The organism is Bacillus sp. AR13-1, assembly GCF_008042285.1.
Classification (GTDB): domain Bacteria; phylum Bacillota; class Bacilli; order Bacillales; family Bacillaceae_G; genus Bacillus_A; species Bacillus_A mycoides.
Map to the genome: position 1 here is coordinate 539,173 of NZ_QNUA01000007.1, position 21,308 is coordinate 560,480.

22 protein-coding genes and 4 tRNA genes are annotated in these 21,308 nt (G+C 36.2%); 1 reads left to right on the top strand and 25 read right to left on the bottom strand.

Annotated elements, in window-relative coordinates:
* The 16 genes from walR to DN408_RS07160 form a co-directional block, all read right to left on the bottom strand.
* Positions 1-708 carry a cell wall metabolism DNA-binding response regulator WalR gene (walR, locus tag DN408_RS07085; protein WP_000971867.1) on the bottom strand — a complete coding sequence of 236 codons (708 nt, stop codon included), beginning with the start codon at positions 706-708 and terminating at the stop codon, positions 1-3.
* Between the two features lie 282 nt (positions 709-990).
* Positions 991-1,063 (bottom strand) — tRNA-Phe (locus DN408_RS07090).
* 41 nt (positions 1,064-1,104) lie between these two features.
* Positions 1,105-1,180 (bottom strand) — tRNA-Asp (locus DN408_RS07095).
* Positions 1,181-1,202: 22 nt separating this feature from the next.
* Positions 1,203-1,274, bottom strand: a tRNA-Glu gene (locus DN408_RS07100).
* Between the two features lie 13 nt (positions 1,275-1,287).
* Positions 1,288-1,363, bottom strand: a tRNA-Lys gene (locus DN408_RS07105).
* A gap of 155 nt (positions 1,364-1,518) precedes the next feature.
* A complete protein-coding gene (locus tag DN408_RS07110) occupies positions 1,519-2,808 on the bottom strand; it encodes an adenylosuccinate synthase (protein WP_002034994.1) in 1,290 nt (429 codons plus the stop codon).
* A gap of 215 nt (positions 2,809-3,023) precedes the next feature.
* The gene (dnaB, locus tag DN408_RS07115; RefSeq protein WP_002016457.1) at positions 3,024-4,385 is read right to left on the bottom strand and encodes a replicative DNA helicase; all 1,362 of its coding nucleotides are present in this window, start codon (positions 4,383-4,385) and stop codon (positions 3,024-3,026) included.
* A 27-nt stretch (positions 4,386-4,412) separates the two neighbouring features.
* The gene (gene rplI / locus DN408_RS07120) at positions 4,413-4,859 is read right to left on the bottom strand and encodes a 50S ribosomal protein L9 (protein ID WP_002130186.1); all 447 of its coding nucleotides are present in this window, start codon (positions 4,857-4,859) and stop codon (positions 4,413-4,415) included.
* Positions 4,856-6,829, bottom strand: a complete 1,974-nt coding sequence (locus tag DN408_RS07125; RefSeq protein WP_002016460.1) for a DHH family phosphoesterase — start codon at positions 6,827-6,829, stop codon at positions 4,856-4,858. Before DN408_RS07125 ends, rplI begins: the two co-directional genes overlap by 4 nt.
* A gap of 78 nt (positions 6,830-6,907) precedes the next feature.
* On the bottom strand, positions 6,908-7,843 hold the full coding sequence (locus DN408_RS07130; RefSeq protein ID WP_147740021.1) for a YybS family protein: 936 nt from the start codon (positions 7,841-7,843) through the stop codon (positions 6,908-6,910).
* A gap of 81 nt (positions 7,844-7,924) precedes the next feature.
* Positions 7,925-8,158 carry a 30S ribosomal protein S18 gene (gene rpsR, locus DN408_RS07135; RefSeq protein ID WP_000918874.1) on the bottom strand — a complete coding sequence of 78 codons (234 nt, stop codon included), beginning with the start codon at positions 8,156-8,158 and terminating at the stop codon, positions 7,925-7,927.
* A 44-nt stretch (positions 8,159-8,202) separates the two neighbouring features.
* A complete protein-coding gene (gene ssb, locus DN408_RS07140) occupies positions 8,203-8,724 on the bottom strand; it encodes a single-stranded DNA-binding protein (protein WP_000981963.1) in 522 nt (173 codons plus the stop codon).
* Between the two features lie 26 nt (positions 8,725-8,750).
* Complete coding sequence (rpsF, locus tag DN408_RS07145) at positions 8,751-9,041, bottom strand: 30S ribosomal protein S6 (RefSeq protein ID WP_001233782.1); 291 nt, start codon at positions 9,039-9,041, stop codon at positions 8,751-8,753.
* A gap of 191 nt (positions 9,042-9,232) precedes the next feature.
* Complete coding sequence (gene ychF / locus DN408_RS07150) at positions 9,233-10,333, bottom strand: redox-regulated ATPase YchF (protein WP_000524661.1); 1,101 nt, start codon at positions 10,331-10,333, stop codon at positions 9,233-9,235.
* Between the two features lie 115 nt (positions 10,334-10,448).
* Complete coding sequence (locus tag DN408_RS07155; protein WP_000436054.1) at positions 10,449-10,646, bottom strand: DUF951 domain-containing protein; 198 nt, start codon at positions 10,644-10,646, stop codon at positions 10,449-10,451.
* 20 nt (positions 10,647-10,666) lie between these two features.
* Complete coding sequence (locus DN408_RS07160) at positions 10,667-11,524, bottom strand: mechanosensitive ion channel family protein (RefSeq protein ID WP_078178407.1); 858 nt, start codon at positions 11,522-11,524, stop codon at positions 10,667-10,669.
* A 260-nt stretch (positions 11,525-11,784) separates the two neighbouring features.
* On the opposite strand from DN408_RS07160, the gene yyaC reads away from it, so the two are divergent.
* Positions 11,785-12,381, top strand: a complete 597-nt coding sequence (yyaC, locus tag DN408_RS07165) for a spore protease YyaC (RefSeq protein WP_002130189.1) — start codon at positions 11,785-11,787, stop codon at positions 12,379-12,381.
* A 20-nt stretch (positions 12,382-12,401) separates the two neighbouring features.
* Here the strand turns inward: yyaC and spo0J are convergent, their stop codons facing one another.
* The 9 genes from spo0J to rnpA form a co-directional block, all read right to left on the bottom strand.
* Positions 12,402-13,253, bottom strand: coding sequence for a stage 0 sporulation protein Spo0J (gene spo0J, locus DN408_RS07170; protein WP_170935246.1), 852 nt, complete (start codon positions 13,251-13,253; stop codon positions 12,402-12,404).
* Positions 13,246-14,007, bottom strand: a complete 762-nt coding sequence (gene soj / locus DN408_RS07175) for a sporulation initiation inhibitor protein Soj (protein ID WP_002016469.1) — start codon at positions 14,005-14,007, stop codon at positions 13,246-13,248. Before soj ends, spo0J begins: the two co-directional genes overlap by 8 nt.
* Before the next feature lie 186 nt (positions 14,008-14,193).
* Entirely contained in the window at positions 14,194-15,066 is an 873-nt protein-coding gene (gene noc / locus DN408_RS07180) for a nucleoid occlusion protein (protein ID WP_002016471.1), read from the bottom strand.
* Between the two features lie 105 nt (positions 15,067-15,171).
* Positions 15,172-15,891: a 16S rRNA (guanine(527)-N(7))-methyltransferase RsmG gene (rsmG, locus tag DN408_RS07185; RefSeq protein ID WP_002016472.1), complete on the bottom strand. Its 720-nt coding sequence runs from the start codon at positions 15,889-15,891 to the stop codon at positions 15,172-15,174.
* Positions 15,892-15,913: 22 nt separating this feature from the next.
* Entirely contained in the window at positions 15,914-17,803 is a 1,890-nt protein-coding gene (mnmG, locus tag DN408_RS07190) for a tRNA uridine-5-carboxymethylaminomethyl(34) synthesis enzyme MnmG (RefSeq protein ID WP_002130192.1), read from the bottom strand.
* A gap of 58 nt (positions 17,804-17,861) precedes the next feature.
* Positions 17,862-19,238 carry a tRNA uridine-5-carboxymethylaminomethyl(34) synthesis GTPase MnmE gene (gene mnmE / locus DN408_RS07195; RefSeq protein ID WP_002130195.1) on the bottom strand — a complete coding sequence of 459 codons (1,377 nt, stop codon included), beginning with the start codon at positions 19,236-19,238 and terminating at the stop codon, positions 17,862-17,864.
* A 227-nt stretch (positions 19,239-19,465) separates the two neighbouring features.
* Complete coding sequence (gene jag / locus DN408_RS07200; RefSeq protein WP_002130196.1) at positions 19,466-20,083, bottom strand: RNA-binding cell elongation regulator Jag/EloR; 618 nt, start codon at positions 20,081-20,083, stop codon at positions 19,466-19,468.
* On the bottom strand, positions 20,080-20,847 hold the full coding sequence (gene spoIIIJ / locus DN408_RS07205) for a YidC family membrane integrase SpoIIIJ (RefSeq protein ID WP_002130197.1): 768 nt from the start codon (positions 20,845-20,847) through the stop codon (positions 20,080-20,082). The genes jag and spoIIIJ overlap by 4 nt, the downstream gene beginning before the upstream one ends.
* Before the next feature lie 52 nt (positions 20,848-20,899).
* Positions 20,900-21,247: a ribonuclease P protein component gene (gene rnpA / locus DN408_RS07210; protein WP_002089963.1), complete on the bottom strand. Its 348-nt coding sequence runs from the start codon at positions 21,245-21,247 to the stop codon at positions 20,900-20,902.
* Between the last annotated feature and the right edge of the window lie 61 nt (positions 21,248-21,308).

Genomic DNA, 21,308 nt, shown 5'->3' on the forward strand with positions numbered 1-21,308 from the left:
CTATTCCTGTTCTGGGTCACGCAAGTAATACCCTACTCCACGTCTAGTTACAATTAAAGTAGGATGACTTGGATTATCTTCAATTTTTTCGCGTAAACGACGTACTGTTACGTCTACTGTACGTACATCTCCAAAATAATCATAACCCCAAACTGTTTGTAATAAATGTTCACGAGTCATAACTTGACCTAAATGCTTCGCTAAATAATGTAGTAATTCAAATTCACGATGTGTAAGCTCAATGCTTTCTTCACGCTTTGTTACACTATAAGCGTTCGAATTGATAACGATTGGTCCAATAACCATTTCGGTATTTTCTTCTTTCTCTGCAGCACCACCCTGCTGATGGCGACGTAAATTCGCTTTCACACGAGCAAGTAACTCCCTCGTACTAAATGGCTTCGTTACATAATCATCTGCCCCAAGCTCAAGCCCTAATACTTTATCAATTTCAGAGTCTTTTGCTGTAAGCATAATAATTGGCATTTCTGAGCTTTTACGTATTTCACGACATACCTCTAAACCGTCTTTTCCCGGTAACATAATATCTAATAAAACCATATCTGGCTGTTCTTCATTTGCTTTTTCAATCGCCTCATCACCATCATGCGCCATTACAATTTCAAAACCTTCTTTTTCTAGGTTGAACTTCAAAATATCCGCAATTGGCTTTTCATCATCAACTACTAAAATTTTCTTTCCCATCATCGTCTATTTCCTCCTTATAAAAATATGATCAATAATCCTCAAACATATTGGTGTTTCTATAGTATGTTCCTATATGACAACAATCTTAGTCTAAGTATTTCTCCTCTATTCTCATAGACTCATGTATCATCCACTTTTACACAGAATCCTATACGATCTATAGAAAAACCTCTAGCTTCAACTGCTAGAGGCTCCTCATTCTATTGTAAAATAACTACCCACATTTGTAAAACTGGACAAAATAAAAAGGATATTAAGTGGGCCCACTTAATATCCTGAGAGTGGCTCGGGACGGAATCGAACCGCCGACACGAGGATTTTCAGTCCTCTGCTCTACCGACTGAGCTACCGAGCCAAAACTATATATAAAACCACTAATGGTGGTATAAACAAAAGTGGCGGTCCCGACCGGGGTCGAACCGGCGATCTCCTGCGTGACAGGCAGGCATGTTAACCACTACACCACGGGACCAAAAATGAACATAAAAAAAACATGACCCGTACGGGATTCGAACCCGTGTTACCGCCGTGAAAGGGCGGTGTCTTAACCACTTGACCAACGGGCCACGAAAAATAAAATGGTGAGCCATGAAGGATTCGAACCTTCGACCCTCTGATTAAAAGTCAGATGCTCTACCAACTGAGCTAATGGCTCATACTCACCAACGTCATATTTTCGTGACGACAAGACATATCATAACATGCTATCTTTCATTTTTGCAATATCTTTTTTTATTTTTTTATAAAAAAATAAGAAAAAACTCATAAAAATATGAGTTTTTTCTTAAAAAAATCAATTTTTTATATCAATTAAGCTTCGTATACATTACGAACGATATTTGTTTGATTACGATCTGGTCCAACCGAGAACATAGATAATTGGATTCCTGTTAATTCAGAAACACGCTCTACGTATTTTCTTGCATTTTCAGGAAGTTCATCCAATGATTTCACAGCAGTAACATCTTCTGTCCAACCTGGAAGCTCTTCATATACAGGCTCACATTTCGCTAAAATGTTTAAGTTAGCTGGAACTTCATCGATAACTTCGCCATTGCATTTGTAAGCAACACAAATTTTAACAGTTGGAATACCTGTTAATACATCGATAGAGTTTAATGATAAATCTGTTAAACCACTAACACGACGTGCATGTCTTACAACAACGCTATCGAACCAACCTACACGGCGTGGACGACCCGTTGTTGTTCCGTATTCACGACCAACTTCACGAATTTGGTGACCGATTTCATCATTAAGTTCAGTAGGGAATGGACCATCACCAACACGGCTTGTATATGCTTTACATACACCTACAACGCGAGTAACTTTCGCAGGACCAACTCCAGTTCCAACTGTTACACCACCAGCAATTGGGTTAGAAGATGTAACGAACGGGTACGTACCGTGGTCGATATCAAGCATAACACCTTGTGCACCTTCAAATAATACACGATTATTGTTATCTAGTGCATCATTTAATACGACAGATGTATCGCATACGTAATGTGCGATTTGTTGTCCGTATTCGAAGTACTCTTCAAAGATTTCTTCTACGCTGAAACCTTCTGTATCGTACATTTTTTCAAACAAACGATTTTTCTCCACTAAATTACGCTCAAGCTTCTCTTTAAATGCTTCACGGTCTAAAAGATCAGCCATACGGATACCAATACGAGCAGCTTTATCCATATATGCAGGACCGATACCTTTTTTCGTTGTACCAATCTTGTTATCACCTTTACTCGCTTCTTCTAATTCATCTTGTTTTAAGTGATAAGGTAAAATAACGTGCGCACGGTTACTTACACGTAAATTATCAGTACTTACACCACGATCGTGTAAGTATTTCAACTCCTCAAGTAATGCTTTCGGATCTACTACTAAGCCATTTCCGATTACACAAATTTTCTCTTTATAGAAAATACCAGATGGAATTAAGTGTAATTTATATTTAACTCCGCCGAAAACAATTGTATGTCCCGCGTTATTTCCACCTTGATATCTTGCAACTACTTCCGCATGCTCAGAAAGAAAATCAGTGATTTTACCTTTTCCTTCGTCGCCCCATTGTGTTCCTACAACTACTACTGAAGACATTATTAAAGCACCTCCGCAATTTTCAAACGATCTATTCAAACAATATAATTGTACCAAAACAGAAAGAGAAGTCAACCAAAAAGCGAACATTTTTTTATCGAAAAACGTTTTCGTTCGTAAGAATTACATATTCACCTTATGAAAGCCCTATCTTTTATATAAAAAAAAAGAAACACATCTTATTATAAGAAATGTGTTTCTTTTTTATACTGCCTTTATGCATGCGGTGCATGTCCATCCTCAAAGCGGCGTTCTAAGTTGACGAATTTATTAAATTCCTTAACAAACGCAAGCTCTACTGAACCTACCGGACCATTACGTTGTTTTGCAATGATAATTTCAATTGTATTTTTATTTTCTGTTTCACGGTCATAGTAATCTTCACGATATAGGAAGGCTACAATGTCAGCATCCTGCTCGATACTTCCTGATTCACGAATGTCAGACATCATCGGACGTTTATCTTGACGGGATTCTACACCACGAGATAACTGCGATAAGGCGATAACAGGTACTTGTAATTCACGTGCAATCCCTTTTAATGTACGAGAAATCTCAGATACTTCCTGCTGACGGTTTTCTCCTGATTTCCCACTTCCTTGAATAAGCTGTAAATAGTCAATCAAAACCATCCCAAGACCTTGCTCTTGCTTTAATCTACGACATTTTGCTCGAATCTCATTTACTTTAATCCCTGGTGTATCATCAATATATATACCAGCATTAGAAAGGCTACCCATCGCCATTGTTAATTTCGCCCAATCATCAGAAGTTAATGAACCGGTACGAAGTCTTTGTGCATCAATATTTCCTTCTGCACAAAGCATACGCATAACAAGCTGATCAGAGCCCATCTCTAAACTAAAAATCGCTACATTTTCATCAGTTTTCGTCGCTACGTTTTGCGCGATATTTAGTGAAAATGCAGTTTTTCCTACCGATGGACGCGCCGCCACGATGATTAAATCATTTCGCTGAAAACCTGCGGTCATCTTATCTAATTCAGTAAATCCAGTTGGTATCCCGGTAACTTCACCCTTTTGATTATGCAAAAGTTCAATTTTATCATAAGCATCTACAAGAACATCTTTAATGTTTTGGAATGCTTTTGCATTTGTTTGGTGAGATACTTCTAATATTTTTTTCTCAGCCTCATTTAAAAGGCCATCCACATCATCTTCTCGCTCGTATCCATCCGATACAATATGAGTTGCCGTTCGAATTAAACGACGTAAAAGTGCCTTTTCAGCGATGATGCGTGCATAATATTCTACATTAGCAGCTGTTGGAACAACTTCTGCTAACTCTGCTAGATAAGAAACCCCACCAACTTCTTCTAGTAATCCTTGATCAGCCATCGCTGATGTCATTATTACTAAGTCGATTGGTTCTCCCTTATCAGACAACCCAAGCATGACTTCAAAAATCTTTTGATGTTTCGTTCGATAAAATGAGTCAGGTACCAATAGTTCCGATGCTGACGTTAACGCATCCTGATCAATTAATATGGCACCTAAGACTGCCTGCTCAGCTTCTATATTATGCGGAGGGGTACGATCAGCCATTACATCACTCATGCGCAATCCTCCTTGCTTAATTTATTTTTATTGTTCACTAACATGAACTTTTACTGTTGCTGTTACTTGCGGATGCAATTTCACATTGACGTTTGTATAACCTAATGCACGGATTGCATCATCCATTTCAAATTTACGTTTATCAAGTTTAATCTTGTGTGACTTTTGCATTACATCTACAATTTGTTTACTCGTGATAGAACCAAATAAGCGGCCACCTTCTCCAGATTTCGCCTTTACTTCTACAGTTAATTTCTCTAATGTTTCTTTCAGCTCTTTTGCATTCTCAACTTCTGCTGCTGCATCTTTTTCCTCTTTGCGCTTTTGAGCATCTAAAGTTTTCATACTGCTGTTTGTCGCTTCGGCAGCTAACCCCTGTTTTAGTAAGAAATTATTTGCATAACCGTCTGGTACGTTTTTTATTTCTCCTTTTTTACCTTTACCTTTTACGTCTTTTAGAAAAATTACTTTCATGATTGTGTGCCTCCCTGTAAATAGTCATCAATAACAAATCGAAGCTTCTCCTCCGCTTCATCTACTGTAACATTTTTCATTTGTGTGGCTGCATTTGTTAAGTGCCCGCCACCTCCTAAATTCTCCATAATTAGCTGTACATTCAATTCACCTAAAGATCTACCACTAATTCCAATGAAATTTTCTCCGCGTTTTGCAATAACAAACGATGCAATGATACCTGTCATTGTCAATAATGTGTCTGCTGATTGTGCAATAAGTACTTGGTCATAATATTCATCACCATCAACTTTAGCAATCGCAATTCCATTTTTATAAATGTACGCATTTTTAATGGCTTTTGCAACTCGTAAATACTGACCCATATCTTCTTTTAAAAGTTCTTGTACAAGTACAGTGTCTGCGCCATGCGAGCGTAAATAAGAAGCGGCATCAAATGTACGAGCGCCTGTACGGAATGTAAAACTTTTCGTATCAACAATAATACCAGCTAACAATGCCGTTGCTTCTAACATTGTCATCTTTAAATTTTTCGGTTGATACTCAAGTAATTCTGTAACAAGCTCTGCCGTTGAAGAAGCGTATGGCTCCATATAAACAAGTAATGGATCTTCAATGAAATCTTCCCCGCGGCGATGATGGTCAATAACTACTACATTTTCAATCTTGTGTAACAGTTTTTCCTCCATCACCATTGAAGGTTTATGTGTGTCAACAACAACAAGTAATGAATCATCATTTGCAAATTCCATCGCTTGCCCTGGTGTAATAAAATGTGACCATAACTCTTCATTTTGTTTCACTTTATCCATCAAACGTTTGATTCCTTTATCAGAATCATTTTCATCTAATACAATATATCCTTTGCGCTCATTTAATTGAGCTACCTTTAAAATACCAATCGCTGCACCAATCGCATCCATATCAGGAGCTCTATGCCCCATTATAATGACATTACTGCTTTCTAATACTAAATCCTTTAATGCATGCGAAATAACCCTAGCACGTACACGAGTACGCTTTTCAACCGGATTCGTCTTACCACCGTAAAACTTAACTTTACCCGTTGCTTGTTTAATAGCTACTTGGTCTCCTCCTCGTCCTAATGCAAGGTCTAAACCAGATTGAGCCATCGCTCCAAGCTCTGATAAAGGTAAATCACCTGAGCCAACACCAACACTTAATGTAAGTGGTATATTCCTTTTTGATGTTTCTTCACGCACTTGATCCAAAATACTAAATTTCCCTTTCTCCATTTGCGCTAAAATACTTTCATTTAGTACAACGAAGAATCTTTCTGAAGATGCACGTTTCAAATATGCACCATACTTAACGGCCCATTCATTTAGACGTGACGTCACAAGACTTGTTATATTCGTACGTAATTGGTCATCTAATCCTTGTGTAACTTCATCATAGTTATCTAAATAAATAACAGCTAAAACAGTGCGTTGATCTTCATACATCTTTTCAATTTCTGTTTGTTCCGTTACATCAAAGAAATAAATTAGCTTTTCTTCTTTCCTTACAAAAACACGAAACTTTCGATTATTTAAAGAAACTATATCGTCAGAAGTTTCCCCCTTAATAAAAAGGAGTAGTGTTTCTGATACATCGTAAAGGTGCCAACCAGCTAATGCATGCTGCCCCAAACATGATGATAAATAAGGATTCGCCCAATCAATTCCATAATCCTTATTGTATAACAAAATACCAATTGGCATTTGGTTAAATGCTTCATTACTCACTTTCTTTACCCTTGTAATCATATCTGTCGTATGTTTTTCAAAATTCCTTTGAAAAGTAAGTTCGAATCGTATAACGAAAAAAAGTACAATACAAAAGATAAAAAAGGCTGATATCCCCATAATTAAATGAAAGTAACAGAGGAGTGAAATTAGCACGAATACAAAAAATGCCAATACGTAAACAGGATATAAAAACCACTGTTTCTTATAAAATTCAGGCATGTATACAACTCCTATAAAGTAAAACTAACTCACTTTCCAGTTAGTTAAACAAATTAAAATAGTGTAAGGAATATTATTTTATTCCCCTATTTTAGAACGCAATGAAATCCCTAAATCAATTATACCTAAGATTGTTACAAGAGGAAACATCATCGGAATAAACATGCAGACAATAAAACTAATAATAGGAACACCTTTCGTAAAACCTTTGCTATGCGCTATAAAAGCGATAAATGTCAGACCTTGCAGTACTAGTAGTAAAGCAAATATGACATATAAATTAGAAAATACCATATGTAAATATGATGTCGGTTCTACTTTTATAAAAGTTGATAGCAAAATAAATATAACGTAATACCAAACAATACTCTTTGGTAATTGTATATCTTTAAATTTAGGCCAAGGTATAACGTCATGCTTTAGTTTTCTCAAAACACTACCTGATATCATAACTGTAATCCAAGAAAAACATACAGAAACCATCACAAGCAAACTTGGGAATAACGTTTGTAACACATCATTAAATTGTGCAAATAATTCTTTTTGCTCTTTACTAATAGGCATACCCGCAGCAGTAACTATCTTTTCACTTTGCGCCATACTTTCATTAAACATATTTTGCATTTGCTTCATTAAATCTATGTTAAAAAACTTTATACTCGCAACATAAATGAGCATAATACCAATTAAGTACGCAAGCGTCCCCGCCATTAAAATTTCTACCGGCTTTTTTCGTTTTTTATACATATATCCTAAAACGATACCTATCAATCCAAACATAGTTGTCTTTACTAGGTTCATCGGCTGACTGACAATAACAGTAATAAAAAGCGCCGCAGTAAAAACTATAAAGGCGTTAGATAATCTATATCTTATCGTTAGCAATATAAATGGCAATGGCAACGCAAACGTTACAACTGTACCTAAAATTGGAACATACATAGATATAAGCAATAACATTGCATATATCGCTAACAGTGCTGCACCCTCAGTAATAAATTTCGTATTCTTCATCATCTAACCTCTCTTTCAAAAAAAGAAAAGCATAGCAAAATGCACAGTAGAGTCCGACTCTACTGTGCATTTCATACGCTATTATTCACCAACATATGGTAAAAGTGCCATTTGACGAGCACGTTTAATTGCAACTGTAAGTTTGCGTTGGTATTTCGCGCTTGTTCCTGTTACACGACGAGGTAAAATTTTACCGCGCTCAGAAACGAAACGTTTTAATAAATCAACATCTTTATAGTCAATGCGAGTGATGCCGTTAGATGTGAAGAAACACACCTTACGACGCTTCGCACGTCCACCTTTGCGTCCTGCCATGTCTATTCCCTCCATTCTTTGTTAAAAATAGCCGATTCACACCATTAAAATGGTAAATCGTCGTCCGAAATGTCAATCGGTTGACCAACATTCGAAAATGGATCGTCATTCTTCGTAAATCCAGAGTTACCTTGATTACCTTGGTTACCTGAATTACTAGATTGACCAAATGGGTTAGAGCTTTGGTTACCGAAACCAGCTCCTGATGGTTGCTGATTGAATGAACCACGTTGCTCCCCACCGCCATTACGCGGCTCTAAAAATTGTACGCTCTCCGCAAGAACTTCTGTTACATATACACGTTTACCATCTTGTCCATCGTAATTACGAGTTTGAAGACGTCCGTCTACGCCTGCTAAGCTACCTTTTTTCAAATAATTTGCCACGTTTTCTGCTTGTTTACGCCATATTACACAATTAATAAAGTCAGCTTCACGCTCACCTTGTTGATTCGCAAATGCGCGATTCACAGCTAACGTAAAAGTAGCTACTGCAACACCATTGGGCGTGTAACGTAAGTCAGGGTCCTTAGTTAAACGACCAACGAGGATAACACGATTCATCAATCGAACCACTCTCCCTTATATATCAATTATTTTTCTTCTTCTTTAACAACGATATGACGAAGGATATCTTCGTTGATCTTAGCTAAACGGTCGAATTCGTTAATCGCCTCTGAGTTAGAGTTCACGTTTAAGATCATGTAGAAACCTTCACGTAAGTCGTTGATTTCGTAAGCTAAACGACGCTTACCCCACTCTTTTGTGTTAATGATTTCTGCACCATTGTTTGTTAAAACACCTGCGAAACGTTCAACTAAAGCTTTTTGAGCTTCTTCTTCAACGCCAGGACGAATGATGTACATAATTTCGTACTTTCTCATTACACTTTCACCTCCTTTTGGTCTAAACGGCCCATAATGGGCAAGGAGCAATTAATTTATAGTAATTACTCACGAGTTTAGATTATATCATAGTAAGTTATATGAATCAACTCACCAATACGTAAAAAACTTGGCAAACACATAATATATTTGCCAAGTTCATATCTTTATTTTTCCTAGGAAATATTAAATTAAACGTTAAAGCGGAAGTGCATAACATCTCCGTCTTTTACGATATACTCTTTTCCTTCTAAACGTACTTTTCCAGCTTCTTTTGCAGCTGTCATAGAACCGTTTGTCATTAAATCATCATAAGAAACTGTTTCTGCGCGAATAAATCCACGCTCAAAGTCTGTATGAATTACGCCAGCACATTGTGGTGCTTTCATACCTTGTTTAAACGTCCATGCACGCACTTCTTGCACACCAGCTGTGAAGTAAGTAGCAAGTCCTAATAAGTCATATGCAGCACGAATTAACTGATCTAAACCAGATTCTTCAATACCTAATTCTTCCAGGAATACTTTTTTCTCTTCTTCGTCTAACTCAGCGATTTCTTCTTCGATTTTTGCACATACAACGATAACTTGAGAATTTTCATTTGCAGCAAATTCTTTTACCATTTGTACATATTTATTTTCAGAAGGATCCATAATATCATCTTCACTTACGTTTGCTACGTATAGCATTTCTTTCGTTGTAAGTAAATGAAGGCCTTTAACAATCTTCATTTGCTCTTCTGTAAATTCAACAGTACGAGCTGGTTTTCCCTCTTCGAAAGCTTCTTTTAAACGCACTAAAATTTCATGCTCATATACTGCTTCTTTATCTTTTTGTCTTGCTAATTTCGCAACACGCTCGATACGTTTATCAACTGATTCTAAATCCGCTAAGATTAGTTCTAAGTTGATTGTTTCAATATCATCAATTGGATCTACTTTCCCTGAAACGTGTGTAATATTTTCATCTTCAAAACAACGAACAACTTGGCAAATTGCATCTACTTGGCGAATGTGAGATAAGAATTTATTTCCTAATCCTTCACCTTTACTCGCACCTTTTACGATACCTGCGATATCAGTAAATTCGAATACAGTCGGAACAGTTTTTTTCGGTTCTACTAATTCCGTTAATTTATTTAAGCGCTCATCTGGTACTTCTACAATCCCTACGTTTGGATCGATTGTACAGAATGGATAGTTCGCAGATTCTGCTCCTGCTTGTGTAATTGCATTAAATAAAGTGGACTTCCCTACGTTAGGTAATCCAACAATCCCAGCCGTTAATCCCATATTTTTCACTCCTATGTCTCAATCTTTCATCATTATAGATAGTAACGAAAAAAATGACAAGTTTCCACCAAATGAAAAAAAGCAACGGCTGTCTACTGCAGCTGTTGCTTTTTCACTATTCTTCATGCTTCACAAGTATTTTTTTTACCTTACGATCAAACTCTCTTCGAGGAATCATTACCGAATGGTCACACCCCTCGCACTTAACGCGGATATCCATTCCCATACGAATAATCTTCCAGCGATTTTCACCACATGGATGGGCTTTCTTCATTTCCACAACATCGTACAAGTTATATTGCTTTTGCTCCACTCTCCAAACCCCTCTCCATACTAAATTGCTTTTCCACTAACCAATTCTTCACGATTATATAAAACCATACGTGGATATGGAATTTCAATTCCATGTAAATCCAGACGAGTTTTAATCTCTTTACGAAGAGCTCTTGCAATAACTGCATGTTGCATCGGCTCCACTTCAGCAATAACACGTAATATAACTTCTGATGCAGCTAATGTTTGTACACCTAACAATTGAGGCGTTGTTACCATCTTCTCGTACTTTGCAGGTAATTCTACTAATAACTCTTCAATTACTTGCTCTGCTTTTGCTATATCGGCCTCATACGAAATAGATACATCAACGAATGCTACACTATTACTAACCGAAAAATTAGTAACTTGAATAATACTTCCGTTTGGTAAAGTATGAATTTCCCCTGTCCAGCTCTTTAGTTTCGTTGTACGAAGTCCAATTTCTAAAACAACTCCCTCAAACTGACCAATTCTTACATAGTCACCAACTGAAAACTGATCTTCTAGCAAAATAAATAGTCCTGTAATGACATCTTTCACTAAACTTTGTGCACCAAATCCGACTGCTAAACCAATAACCCCGGCACCAGCTAATAGACCTGATGCATTAATATTGAACACGCCTAAAATCGCAATCAACATAATAAATATAACAACGTATGCCACAATATTTTCAAGTAACTTCGCTACTGTAACTGTACGACGTTCTGAAATTTGAATTGGCGAACGACTTCCCATGCGAAACGCATTTCGTACAATTGCCCTTGCAACTCGCACAACGATTGCACCAAGTATTAAAATAACGATTATTTTTAGTGACTTCACACCTATATTCGTCCAATCAATGGACTCAAACCATTTCAACGCTAAATCCATGTCCCTCTACCTCTCTAGCTAAAATTTCTTTTTAGTTATCCTTATTATTGTATCAGAACTCTCTCTGATTTCTGAAAAAAATTTATGACTTTAATTCCATTTGTTAACTTCCATTCAGGTATAAAATGAAACGAATATATATATACTAGTACTATTATTTCCGTTTTCATTCACAGTTTGTAAAAAGTATGCACTTATAATTTTCCATTTCACACACCATATAACATATTGTGAAAATTTATTAAAAGGATGGGTGCTTCATGAATATTAGAAGTTTTCGCTTACCTTTTTTTGAAAAAGAAACTCAAAATGTTATGCATCATGACTTAGAAGCCTCTGAGACAATCAGTAATTTCTTACTTTCCCATATTCCCGTTAAGACTAATATGCCACTCATTCTCGTTTGTATCGGAACAGACCGTTCCACCGGTGATGCACTTGGTCCATTAGTTGGTACTAAACTAGAACAAATTGAAATCAAAAACCTTCAAGTATTCGGCACACTAGACGAACCAATACATGCACTAAATCTAGAGGAGAAAATTCAGAATATACAGAAAGAAAATCCTACTTCATTTATTATTGCTGTTGATGCATGTTTAGGAAAATCTCAAAGTATCGGTTCTATAACTACCGGAAAGGGCCCCAGTAAACCTGGAGCTGCGATGAATAAGAAATTACCTGAAATTGGTGATTTGCATATTCATGGCATCGTAAATTTAAATGGTTTCATGGAGTTTTTCGTACTTCAAAATACAAGACTAAGTTTAGTTATGAAGATGGCCGATGTAATTGCACAAAGTATAAAAGAAACCGATCAAAAATTATCTGCATTAAAAAAAGCAAACCATCTATAAACAATAAGATGGTTTGCTTTTTAATTTCCCTTTGATAATAATTCTAAAATTCGATTTAAATCTTCTTTATTAAAAAATTCGATTTCGATTTTACCTTTTTCTTTTTTCGTTTCTTTAATTTTTACATCCGTACCAAACTTTTCTCTTAAAAACGTTTCACGCTCTACAAAAAATATATTTCTTTCTTTTTTCACTTGTTGTGTTTCACGTGAAACACGTTGATTAATTTCCTGGACAATTTGTTCCAATTGGCGAACATTCAGTCCTTCTTTTTCAATTCGCTTCAATAAAGATTTCAACTGTTCTTCATCTTTTATTGTAAGTAAAGTTCTTCCATGAGCCATTGAAAGTTGACCGTTTGCAATCATATCTTGAACGAATGAAGGGAGGCTTAACAAACGAGTATAATTTGCGATATAAGGCCTGCTTTTACCAAGACGTTTTGCTAATTGTTCTTGTGTTACATTTAGCTCGTTCATTAACATCTGATATGCCATTGCCTCTTCCATAGGATTTAAATCTTCTCGTTGTAAGTTTTCAAGCAAAGCAAATTCCATCATTTGCTGCTCATTTAATTGCCTTACGACAGCAGGCACTTTCTCAAGTCCGGCCTCTTTAGCAGCACGATATCTTCTTTCACCTGCAACTATTTCATATCCTTTAATACTCTTTCGAGCAATTAAAGGTTGCAATATACCGTGCTCTTTAATAGAAGCCGCTAATTCCTGAATCGCTTCTTTATTGAAATATTTACGTGGTTGATATGGATTCGGCCTTAATTCAGTTACTATAATCTCCTGAATTGTTTCTTCTTCTTTCACATCTAAATCTGGAAAAAACACGTTGATTCCTCTTCCTAATCCCTTAGCCACCTGCAATCACTTCCTCTGCTAAATCTAAATATACTTCTGCTCCTCTTGATTTAGCGTCATACTGCATAATTGGTTTTCCATGACTTGGTGCCTCACTTAAGCGAACATTACGAGGAATAATCGAACGATATACTTTATCTCTAAAGTATTTTTTTACTTCATCTATAACTTGAATTCCTAAATTTGTACGAGCATCCAACATCGTTAACAATACACCTTGAATTGCTAAATTTTTATTTAAATGCTTTTGCACAAGTCGAACTGTATTTAATAGCTGACTTAACCCTTCCAGCGCGTAATATTCACACTGTACAGGAATAATAACAGAATCTGCTGCGGTTAATGCATTAATCGTTAATAACCCTAAGGATGGGGGACAGTCAATAATAATATACTCATATTCATCACGAATTGGCTGTAACGCTCTTTGCAAGCGTACTTCCCGGGAAATGGTTGGTACCAATTCAATTTCAGCACCAGCCAATTGAATTGTAGCGGGTAGAACATCTAAGTTTTCAGTTGCGGTTTTCCGTATGGCACCTTGAACATCTGCATCTTCTACAAGAACATTATAAATACATTGATCTAATTCAGACTTTTCAATCCCTACACCAGTCGTTGCATTTCCTTGAGCATCAATATCTACGAGAAGGACTTTTTTTCCTACTTGTGCCAATCCAGCCCCTAAATTAACGGATGTTGTTGTTTTTCCAACACCGCCTTTTTGATTAGCAATAGCAATGATTTTTCCCATGATGTCACCTACTTTCAACCTTTCTTTCTTATTCTAGAAACAATTACGTTTATTGTAACATGAAATAAAAGTTTTTCTTTTACGTCCTTATTAAACTTCAAAATTTATTTCTAAACTCCTTCTTGCTTTAACAAGAAAATATAGTAAAAGAGACCTCTCCAATAGGATAAGGTCTCTAGCACGTAATTATTTTTTCTTCGGAATTTTAATCGTAATTTGATAGTATTCATCAAACTCTTCTTCCGCAGAATTAACATTCAAACCACTATTAGCAACCATTTGTAATGATTGTCTAATCGTGTTCATAGCAATTCTCGCATCTCGACTTACTGCTTTTTGCTTCGCTTTGCGCTTTGGTTTTACTTCTTCTAATAACTTTGCAATTCGTTCTTCTGTTTGCTTTACATTCAATTGCTTCTCCACAATCTCTTGTAAAACCTTCAGTTGTAATTCCTCATTCTTCAAAGGAATAAGGGCGCGAGCATGCCGTTCTGTAATACTTTTTTCTAATAATGCACTTTTGATTTCTTCAGGCAATTTTAATAATCGCAATTTATTTGCGACTGTCGATTGTCCTTTTCCAAGTCGTTGTGCCAATGCTTCTTGTGTTAAATTATGTAACTCAATCAGCTTTTGATATGCCACAGCTTCCTCAATTGCTGTTAATTCCTCACGTTGCAAATTTTCAATTAACGCTACAGAAGCTGTCTCAGTATCATTTAAATTCTTTATTATTGCAGGAACTTTTTCCCACCCTAACTTTGTTGCTGCGCGGAAACGCCTTTCCCCGGCAATAATCTCGTACTTATCATCCTCATACTGTCTCACAACAATCGGCTGGATAAGCCCATGTGTACGAATCGTTAATGCTAGCTCCTCAATACGTGCATCGTCAAAAACTGTTCGTGGTTGATAACGGTTAGGGGTAATGTTTACTATCGGAATTTCCTGTATTTCTTCATATACCTTTTTAGCTATTTCTTCATGGCTTTCGTCTTGTAATTCGAATTCGCTCTCTTTATCTCCAAAGCCAAATAAACGAGAAAACGTATTTTTCATACATATTCCACCACCTTTTAGGCCTATTGACTGTTCTACATAAAATGTTTCCTATGAAACATTTACGTTTTCATTTATATAATTTAATCTTACGTCTAATAAGATTTATTTTTCAATAGGTAATTTATTGGGCGTTCCCGGTTTGCGTGGATATTTCTTTGGTGTCTTGCGCTTTTTCTCGATTAATAAAATATTACGCTCGCTTTCTTCAAACGGTAATTGGAACGTAGACATTTCTTTCAATTCTCCGCCAAGTACCTCTAAAGCATATTTGCCATTTTCGATTTCTTCGTTCGCCGCTGCACCTTTCATTGCAATGAATGTTCCCCCTACTTTTACAAGTGGTAAACATAGCTCACTTAATACAGAAAGACGTGCAACTGCACGTGCCATTACAATATCGTATGCTTCACGTACACCTTCTTTTTTTCCAAATGTTTCAGCACGATCATGACAAAATGCAACATCACTTAATTCTAACTTTTGCGCTAAGTGATTTAAGAAATTAATACGTTTTTGTAATGAATCTACAATTGTTACTTTTAAGTGTGGGAAACAGATTTTTAAAGGGATACTTGGGAATCCAGCTCCTGCTCCAACATCACAAATAGAAAATGGTTTCGAAAAATCATAATAAAAAGCCGCTGTAACAGAATCAAAAAAGTGTTTTAAGTATACTTCTTCTTTCTCCGTAATAGCCGTTAAGTTCATTTTTTCATTCCACTCTACTAATGTTTCAAAATAGATTCCGAACTGCTCTAACTGTCTAGAAGAGAGGGAAATACCCTTCTCTTCTAGCATAGATTGAAATTGTTCTATGTTCATCTAGCAATATCTCCTTACTATGTTATTGGTTCGATACTCGTGCAATTTTTCCTTGTTCAATGTAAATAAGCAAAATGGAAACATCAGCTGGATTTACGCCAGAAATACGTGAAGCTTGCCCCATTGAAAGCGGACGAACATCTTTCAATTTCTGTCTCGCTTCTGAGGCAAGGCTAGAAATCGCATCATAATCAATATCCACAGGAATTTTTTTGTTTTCCATTTTCTTCATACGTTCTACTTGCTGTAAAGATTTTTCAATGTATCCTTCGTACTTGGTCTGAATTTCAACTTGTTCCGTAATTTCATCACTTAATGGTACTTCACTTGGTACTAAAAGATGAATATGCTCATATGTCACCTCTGGACGACGTAATAAGTCACTTGCACGTATTCCATCTTTCAATTCACTTCCGCCAATACTACGAATTAATTCTTGAACTTCAGGACGCGGTTTAATAAAAATACTCTCTAACCGTTCCTTCTCCTGTTCAATTTGTAACTTTTTATTTGTAAATCGCTCATAGCGATCTTCTTTAATTAAGCCAATTTCACGACCAACTTCAGTTAAACGAAGGTCAGCATTATCATGGCGTAATAATAGGCGATATTCTGCACGAGACGTTAATAAACGATATGGTTCATTTGTACCTTTCGTTACAAGGTCATCAATTAAGACACCAATATAAGCATCAGCACGACCTAAAATAACTTCTTTTTTACCTAAAGAACGACACGCTGCATTAATCCCAGCCATAAGCCCTTGTCCTGCTGCTTCTTCGTAACCAGAAGTTCCGTTAATTTGTCCTGCTGTATATAAATTTTTAATTTTTTTCGTTTCAAGTGTTGGCCATAGTTGAGTTGGTACGATCGCATCATATTCAATTGCATAACCCGTACGCATCATTTCAACATTTTCTAGGCCAGGAATTGTTCTAAGCATTGCACGCTGTACATCTTCTGGTAAGCTCGTCGATAAGCCTTGTACATATACTTCTTGTGTATTACGTCCTTCTGGCTCTAAGAAAATTTGATGACGTGGTTTATCATTAAATCTTACTACCTTGTCTTCAATTGAAGGGCAATATCTAGGCCCTGTTCCTTTAATCATACCAGAATACATAGCTGAGCGATGTAAGTTTTCATCTATTAAACGATGTGTTTCTGTACTTGTATACGTTAACCAACATGGAATTTGATCCATAATAAATTTTGTCGTTTCAAAAGAGAAAGCACGTGGCTTATCATCACCTGGTTGAATTTCTGTTTTACTATAATCAATCGTATTACTGTTTACACGCGGAGGTGTACCTGTTTTAAATCTAACAAGATCAAAACCAAGTTCCTCTAAGTGTTCAGATAATGTAATAGATGGTTGCTGATTATTTGGACCACTTGAATATTTTAAATCTCCCATAATAATCTCACCACGTAAAAATGTTCCCGTTGTAATTACAACTGTTTTCGCTGTGTATTCAGCACCAGCTTGCGTAATTACCCCTTTACATACACCATCTTCAATAATTAAACGCTCTACCAGACCTTGAAACAACGTTAAGTTTGGTGTTTCTTCAATTGTTTTCTTTAATTCATGCTGGTAAGAGAATTTATCAGCTTGTGCACGAAGCGCGCGTACAGCTGGTCCTTTACCCGTATTTAACATACGCATTTGAATATGTGTTTTATCAATATTGCGTCCCATTTCTCCGCCTAATGCATCAATTTCACGAACAACAATCCCTTTTGCTGGTCCACCAACAGAAGGGTTACATGGCATGAACGCTACCATATCTAAGTTAATTGTTAACATTAATGTTTTTGAGCCCATTCGTGCTGCCGCAAGACCAGCTTCACATCCTGCATGACCTGCACCGATTACTATGACATCATATGAACCGGCATTGTATCCCATTGTTTATTCCTCCTAATAACCTCTATCTTACTAAATCATCTCTGATTAAAGTTTTACTTTATTTTCCTAAACAAAATTGAGAGAACAATTGGTCAATTAAACTTTCATGGACAGTATCACCAGTAATTTCACCAAGTATTTCCCACGCTCTTGTTAAATCAATTTGAACCATATCAATCGGAACACCATTTTCTATCGCTTCAATTGCATCGTTAATTGTTCTTCCTGCTTGTGTTAATAATCCGATATGTCTCGCATTAGACACGTATGTCATATCCGCAGAATCAATTGTTCCTTCAAAGAATAAATCAGCTATTGCCTTTTCAAGCTCATCTATTCCTTGCTCCTCAATTAAAGATGTTGTAATAACACGATTGCCTACCGCTAAATCTGTAACACGTTCCATATCAATTCCTTGCGGTAAATCTGTCTTATTTACAATGACAATGAAATCTTTTCCTTGTACAGCACGGAATAGATCCTCATCTTCATTTGTTAAAGCCTCGCTATAGTTCACTACAATTAACACTAAGTCTGCTTGGCTCATCATTTCCTTCGAACGCTCTACACCAATTCGTTCAACAATATCTTCCGTTTCACGAATTCCGGCTGTATCTATAAGTTTAAGTGGTACACCACGCACATTAACGTACTCTTCAATAACATCACGAGTTGTTCCTGCAATATCAGTTACAATTGCCTTTTTCTCCTGAACAAGACTATTTAATAGCGATGATTTCCCAACGTTAGGTCTACCGATAATCGCGGTAGAAATGCCTTCACGTAAAATCTTTCCTTGCTTCGATGTTTCTAATATCTTTGCAATTTCAGCACGGACATGTGTAGCTTTCTCAATTAAAATATTATGCGTCATCTCTTCTACATCATCATATTCTGGGTAATCTATATTCACCTCAATATGGGCTAATGTTTCTAATATTTCTTGACGCAGATGGCCGATTAATTTAGATAATCGTCCTTCCATTTGGTTAATCGCTACATTCATAGCACGATCTGTTTTCGCACGGATTAAGTCCATAACAGCTTCTGCTTGTGATAAATCAATACGTCCATTTAAAAAAGCACGTTTTGTAAATTCACCAGGCTCTGCCAGTCGTACTCCTTGCGCTAAAATAAGCTGTAATACTTTATTTACCGAAACAAGTCCACCATGACAGTTAATTTCTACTATATTTTCACGCGTAAAAGTCCTTGGTGCACGCATAATGGACACCATAACTTCTTCAATAACTTGATTTGTATCTAAATCGACAATATGACCATAATGAATTGTATGAGAAGAAACCTGTGTTAAATCCTTCCCTTTAAAAATACGATCGACTTTCTCAATCGCATCATCCCCACTTACTCGAACAATGGCAATTGCACCTTCCCCAAGTGCTGTGGAAATTGCGGCAATTGTATCAAATTCCATGTCCTTTCACCTCACTTGCTTATTTATCTCTATTTCAACATGAATTTTTTCCGTCACTAAATTATTAGGATACCATAACGAACCTATCTACAAAAGAATAATAACTCATTTTATTATGTCCTTATGTAAAAAACACTAAACTTATTCACAGTGGATAAGTTTAGTGTTTTTTAGTTATCCACATTTATTTTCTCCTCAAAAAAACCGGCACTCAATTGAGTAACCGGTCACTTGGAAGATATTACAACATACCGATGTGGTTCTTTCCCTTCAGAAGTTGTAATGATATTTTGATGATTAGATAATGCTTGGTGAATAATTTTTCGTTCGAAAGAAGGCATTGGTTCTAGAACAACTCTTTTTTTCGTACTCACTACTTGTTTTGCTAATCGATAGGAAAGAGTTTCTAACGTATTTTTTCTTTTACTACGATAGTTTTCAGCATCCAGTGTAATACCAATATATTGCTTTGTATTACGGTTCGCAACAAGCTTTGTTAAATACTGTAAAGAATTCAACGTATTCCCTCTTTTGCCAATTAAAACACCAATATTTTCACCAGAAATTGTAAATTCAACTTCGCGTCCTTTTACAATTTTTCTAATCTCAACTTCCACACCCATATTTTGAATAACATTTTTTAAATATTCTTCACATTCTTGGATTGGATCTTTTTTCAATACAACTTCTACAACAGCGGGGCGATTCCCAAATAAACCTAGGAACCCCCTCTTACCCTCATCGATAATATTTATATCTACTCGATCTTTCGAAGCATTTAATTGTCTTAAAGCATCTTGTACTGCCAGCTCGACTGTTTGTCCTTTAGCAGTAATCATACTCACTTGCTTGATCCTCCTGCCTTACTAGCCTTAATTTCAGGCCCTTTGATCATATACATTTGAGCGATACCAAAGATATTACCAACTACCCAGTACAATGATAGTGCTGCTGGGAAGTTAATTGCAAAGACTAAAATCATAATTGGCATAAGCCAAATCATCATTGCCATTTGCGGATTTTGTCCAGCCGTTCCTGCCATTGCAAGCTTTTGCTGAATAAACGTCGTAATAGCTGCAACAACTGGAAGGATATAGAAAGGATCCGCCTGTCCTAAATCGAACCATAAAAATGTATGTTCACTAATTGCTGTTGTTCTCATAATCGCATGATAAAACGCGAATAAAATAGGCATCTGAACAAATATTGGTAAACATCCTGCTAATGGGTTTACACCATTCTTTTGATATAACTGCATCATTTCTTGTTGTAGTTTTTGCTGTGTTGCTTGATCTTTAGAACTATATTTCTCTTTTAATTTCACCATTTCTGGTTGTAACGCCTGCATTGCTTTCGTACTCTTCGTTTGTTTAATCATTAATGGTAATAATGCAAAACGAATGATAAGAGTTGTAACAACGATTGCTAAACCGTAATTACTACCAAATAATTCTGCAAAATACGTGATTAACTGAGAAAGCGGGTATACGAAATATTCATTCCAAATCCCAGTGCTTTTCGGTGTAATCGGTTGATTTGTTTCACTACAGCCGGTAGCAATTGCCATTAGCATAATAACCATGGCTAATAAACCTATTTTCTTTTTCAAAGCCTGCTCCTCCTTGTTTCGGTATGTATATAGTGTAATTCATTTCCTTACGCTACTTTTTTATTCTTTTCATACCAGAGCGTTTAAAGACATGAATTAAGCTTTTCTTTAACTCTTCATATGTCATCTCTGCACAAGGCTTCCTTGCTATTATAACAAAATCTTTTCCAGAATCTATCTCATCTTTTAATTCTATAATCGATTGGCGAATCATACGCTTAATTCGATTACGCACTACTGCATTTCCTATTTTCTTACTAACAGAAAGACCAATGCGAAAATGCGGCTGTTTTTCTTTATCTAATTTGTATACAACAAACTGGCGATTGGCATTCGATTGTCCTTTTTGGAAAACAGCCTGGAATTCATCATTCTTTTTTATACGATTTTTTTTCTTCATATCATTTGACACTCCTGTATTTCATCAGCGGAAACTCATTATTATTAGAAAAAAAGACCAC

Bases quoted from the DNA above. Each gene is read 5' to 3' on its own strand.
- soj (WP_002016469.1), bottom strand. From the start codon at position 14,007: ATGGGAAAAATCATTGCTATTGCTAATCAAAAAGGCGGTGTTGGAAAA.
- rpsF (WP_001233782.1), bottom strand. From the start codon at position 9,041: ATGAGAAAGTACGAAATTATGTACATCATTCGTCCTGGCGTTGAAGAA.
- yyaC (WP_002130189.1), top strand. From the start codon at position 11,785: ATGAATATTAGAAGTTTTCGCTTACCTTTTTTTGAAAAAGAAACTCAA.
- ychF (WP_000524661.1), bottom strand. From the start codon at position 10,333: ATGGGATTAACGGCTGGGATTGTTGGATTACCTAACGTAGGGAAGTCC.
- rpsR (WP_000918874.1), bottom strand. From the start codon at position 8,158: ATGGCAGGACGCAAAGGTGGACGTGCGAAGCGTCGTAAGGTGTGTTTC.
- DN408_RS07130 (WP_147740021.1), bottom strand. From the start codon at position 7,843: ATGAAGAATACGAAATTTATTACTGAGGGTGCAGCACTGTTAGCGATA.
- DN408_RS07110 (WP_002034994.1), bottom strand. From the start codon at position 2,808: ATGTCTTCAGTAGTAGTTGTAGGAACACAATGGGGCGACGAAGGAAAA.
- rsmG (WP_002016472.1), bottom strand. From the start codon at position 15,891: ATGAACATAGAACAATTTCAATCTATGCTAGAAGAGAAGGGTATTTCC.
- mnmE (WP_002130195.1), bottom strand. From the start codon at position 19,238: ATGGAATTTGATACAATTGCCGCAATTTCCACAGCACTTGGGGAAGGT.
- rplI (WP_002130186.1), bottom strand. From the start codon at position 4,859: ATGAAAGTAATTTTTCTAAAAGACGTAAAAGGTAAAGGTAAAAAAGGA.
- DN408_RS07160 (WP_078178407.1), bottom strand. From the start codon at position 11,524: ATGGATTTAGCGTTGAAATGGTTTGAGTCCATTGATTGGACGAATATA.
- dnaB (WP_002016457.1), bottom strand. From the start codon at position 4,385: ATGAGTGATGTAATGGCTGATCGTACCCCTCCGCATAATATAGAAGCT.
- mnmG (WP_002130192.1), bottom strand. From the start codon at position 17,803: ATGGGATACAATGCCGGTTCATATGATGTCATAGTAATCGGTGCAGGT.
- noc (WP_002016471.1), bottom strand. From the start codon at position 15,066: ATGAAAAATACGTTTTCTCGTTTATTTGGCTTTGGAGATAAAGAGAGC.
- DN408_RS07125 (WP_002016460.1), bottom strand. From the start codon at position 6,829: ATGCCTGAATTTTATAAGAAACAGTGGTTTTTATATCCTGTTTACGTA.
- walR (WP_000971867.1), bottom strand. From the start codon at position 708: ATGATGGGAAAGAAAATTTTAGTAGTTGATGATGAAAAGCCAATTGCG.
- rnpA (WP_002089963.1), bottom strand. From the start codon at position 21,247: ATGAAGAAAAAAAATCGTATAAAAAAGAATGATGAATTCCAGGCTGTT.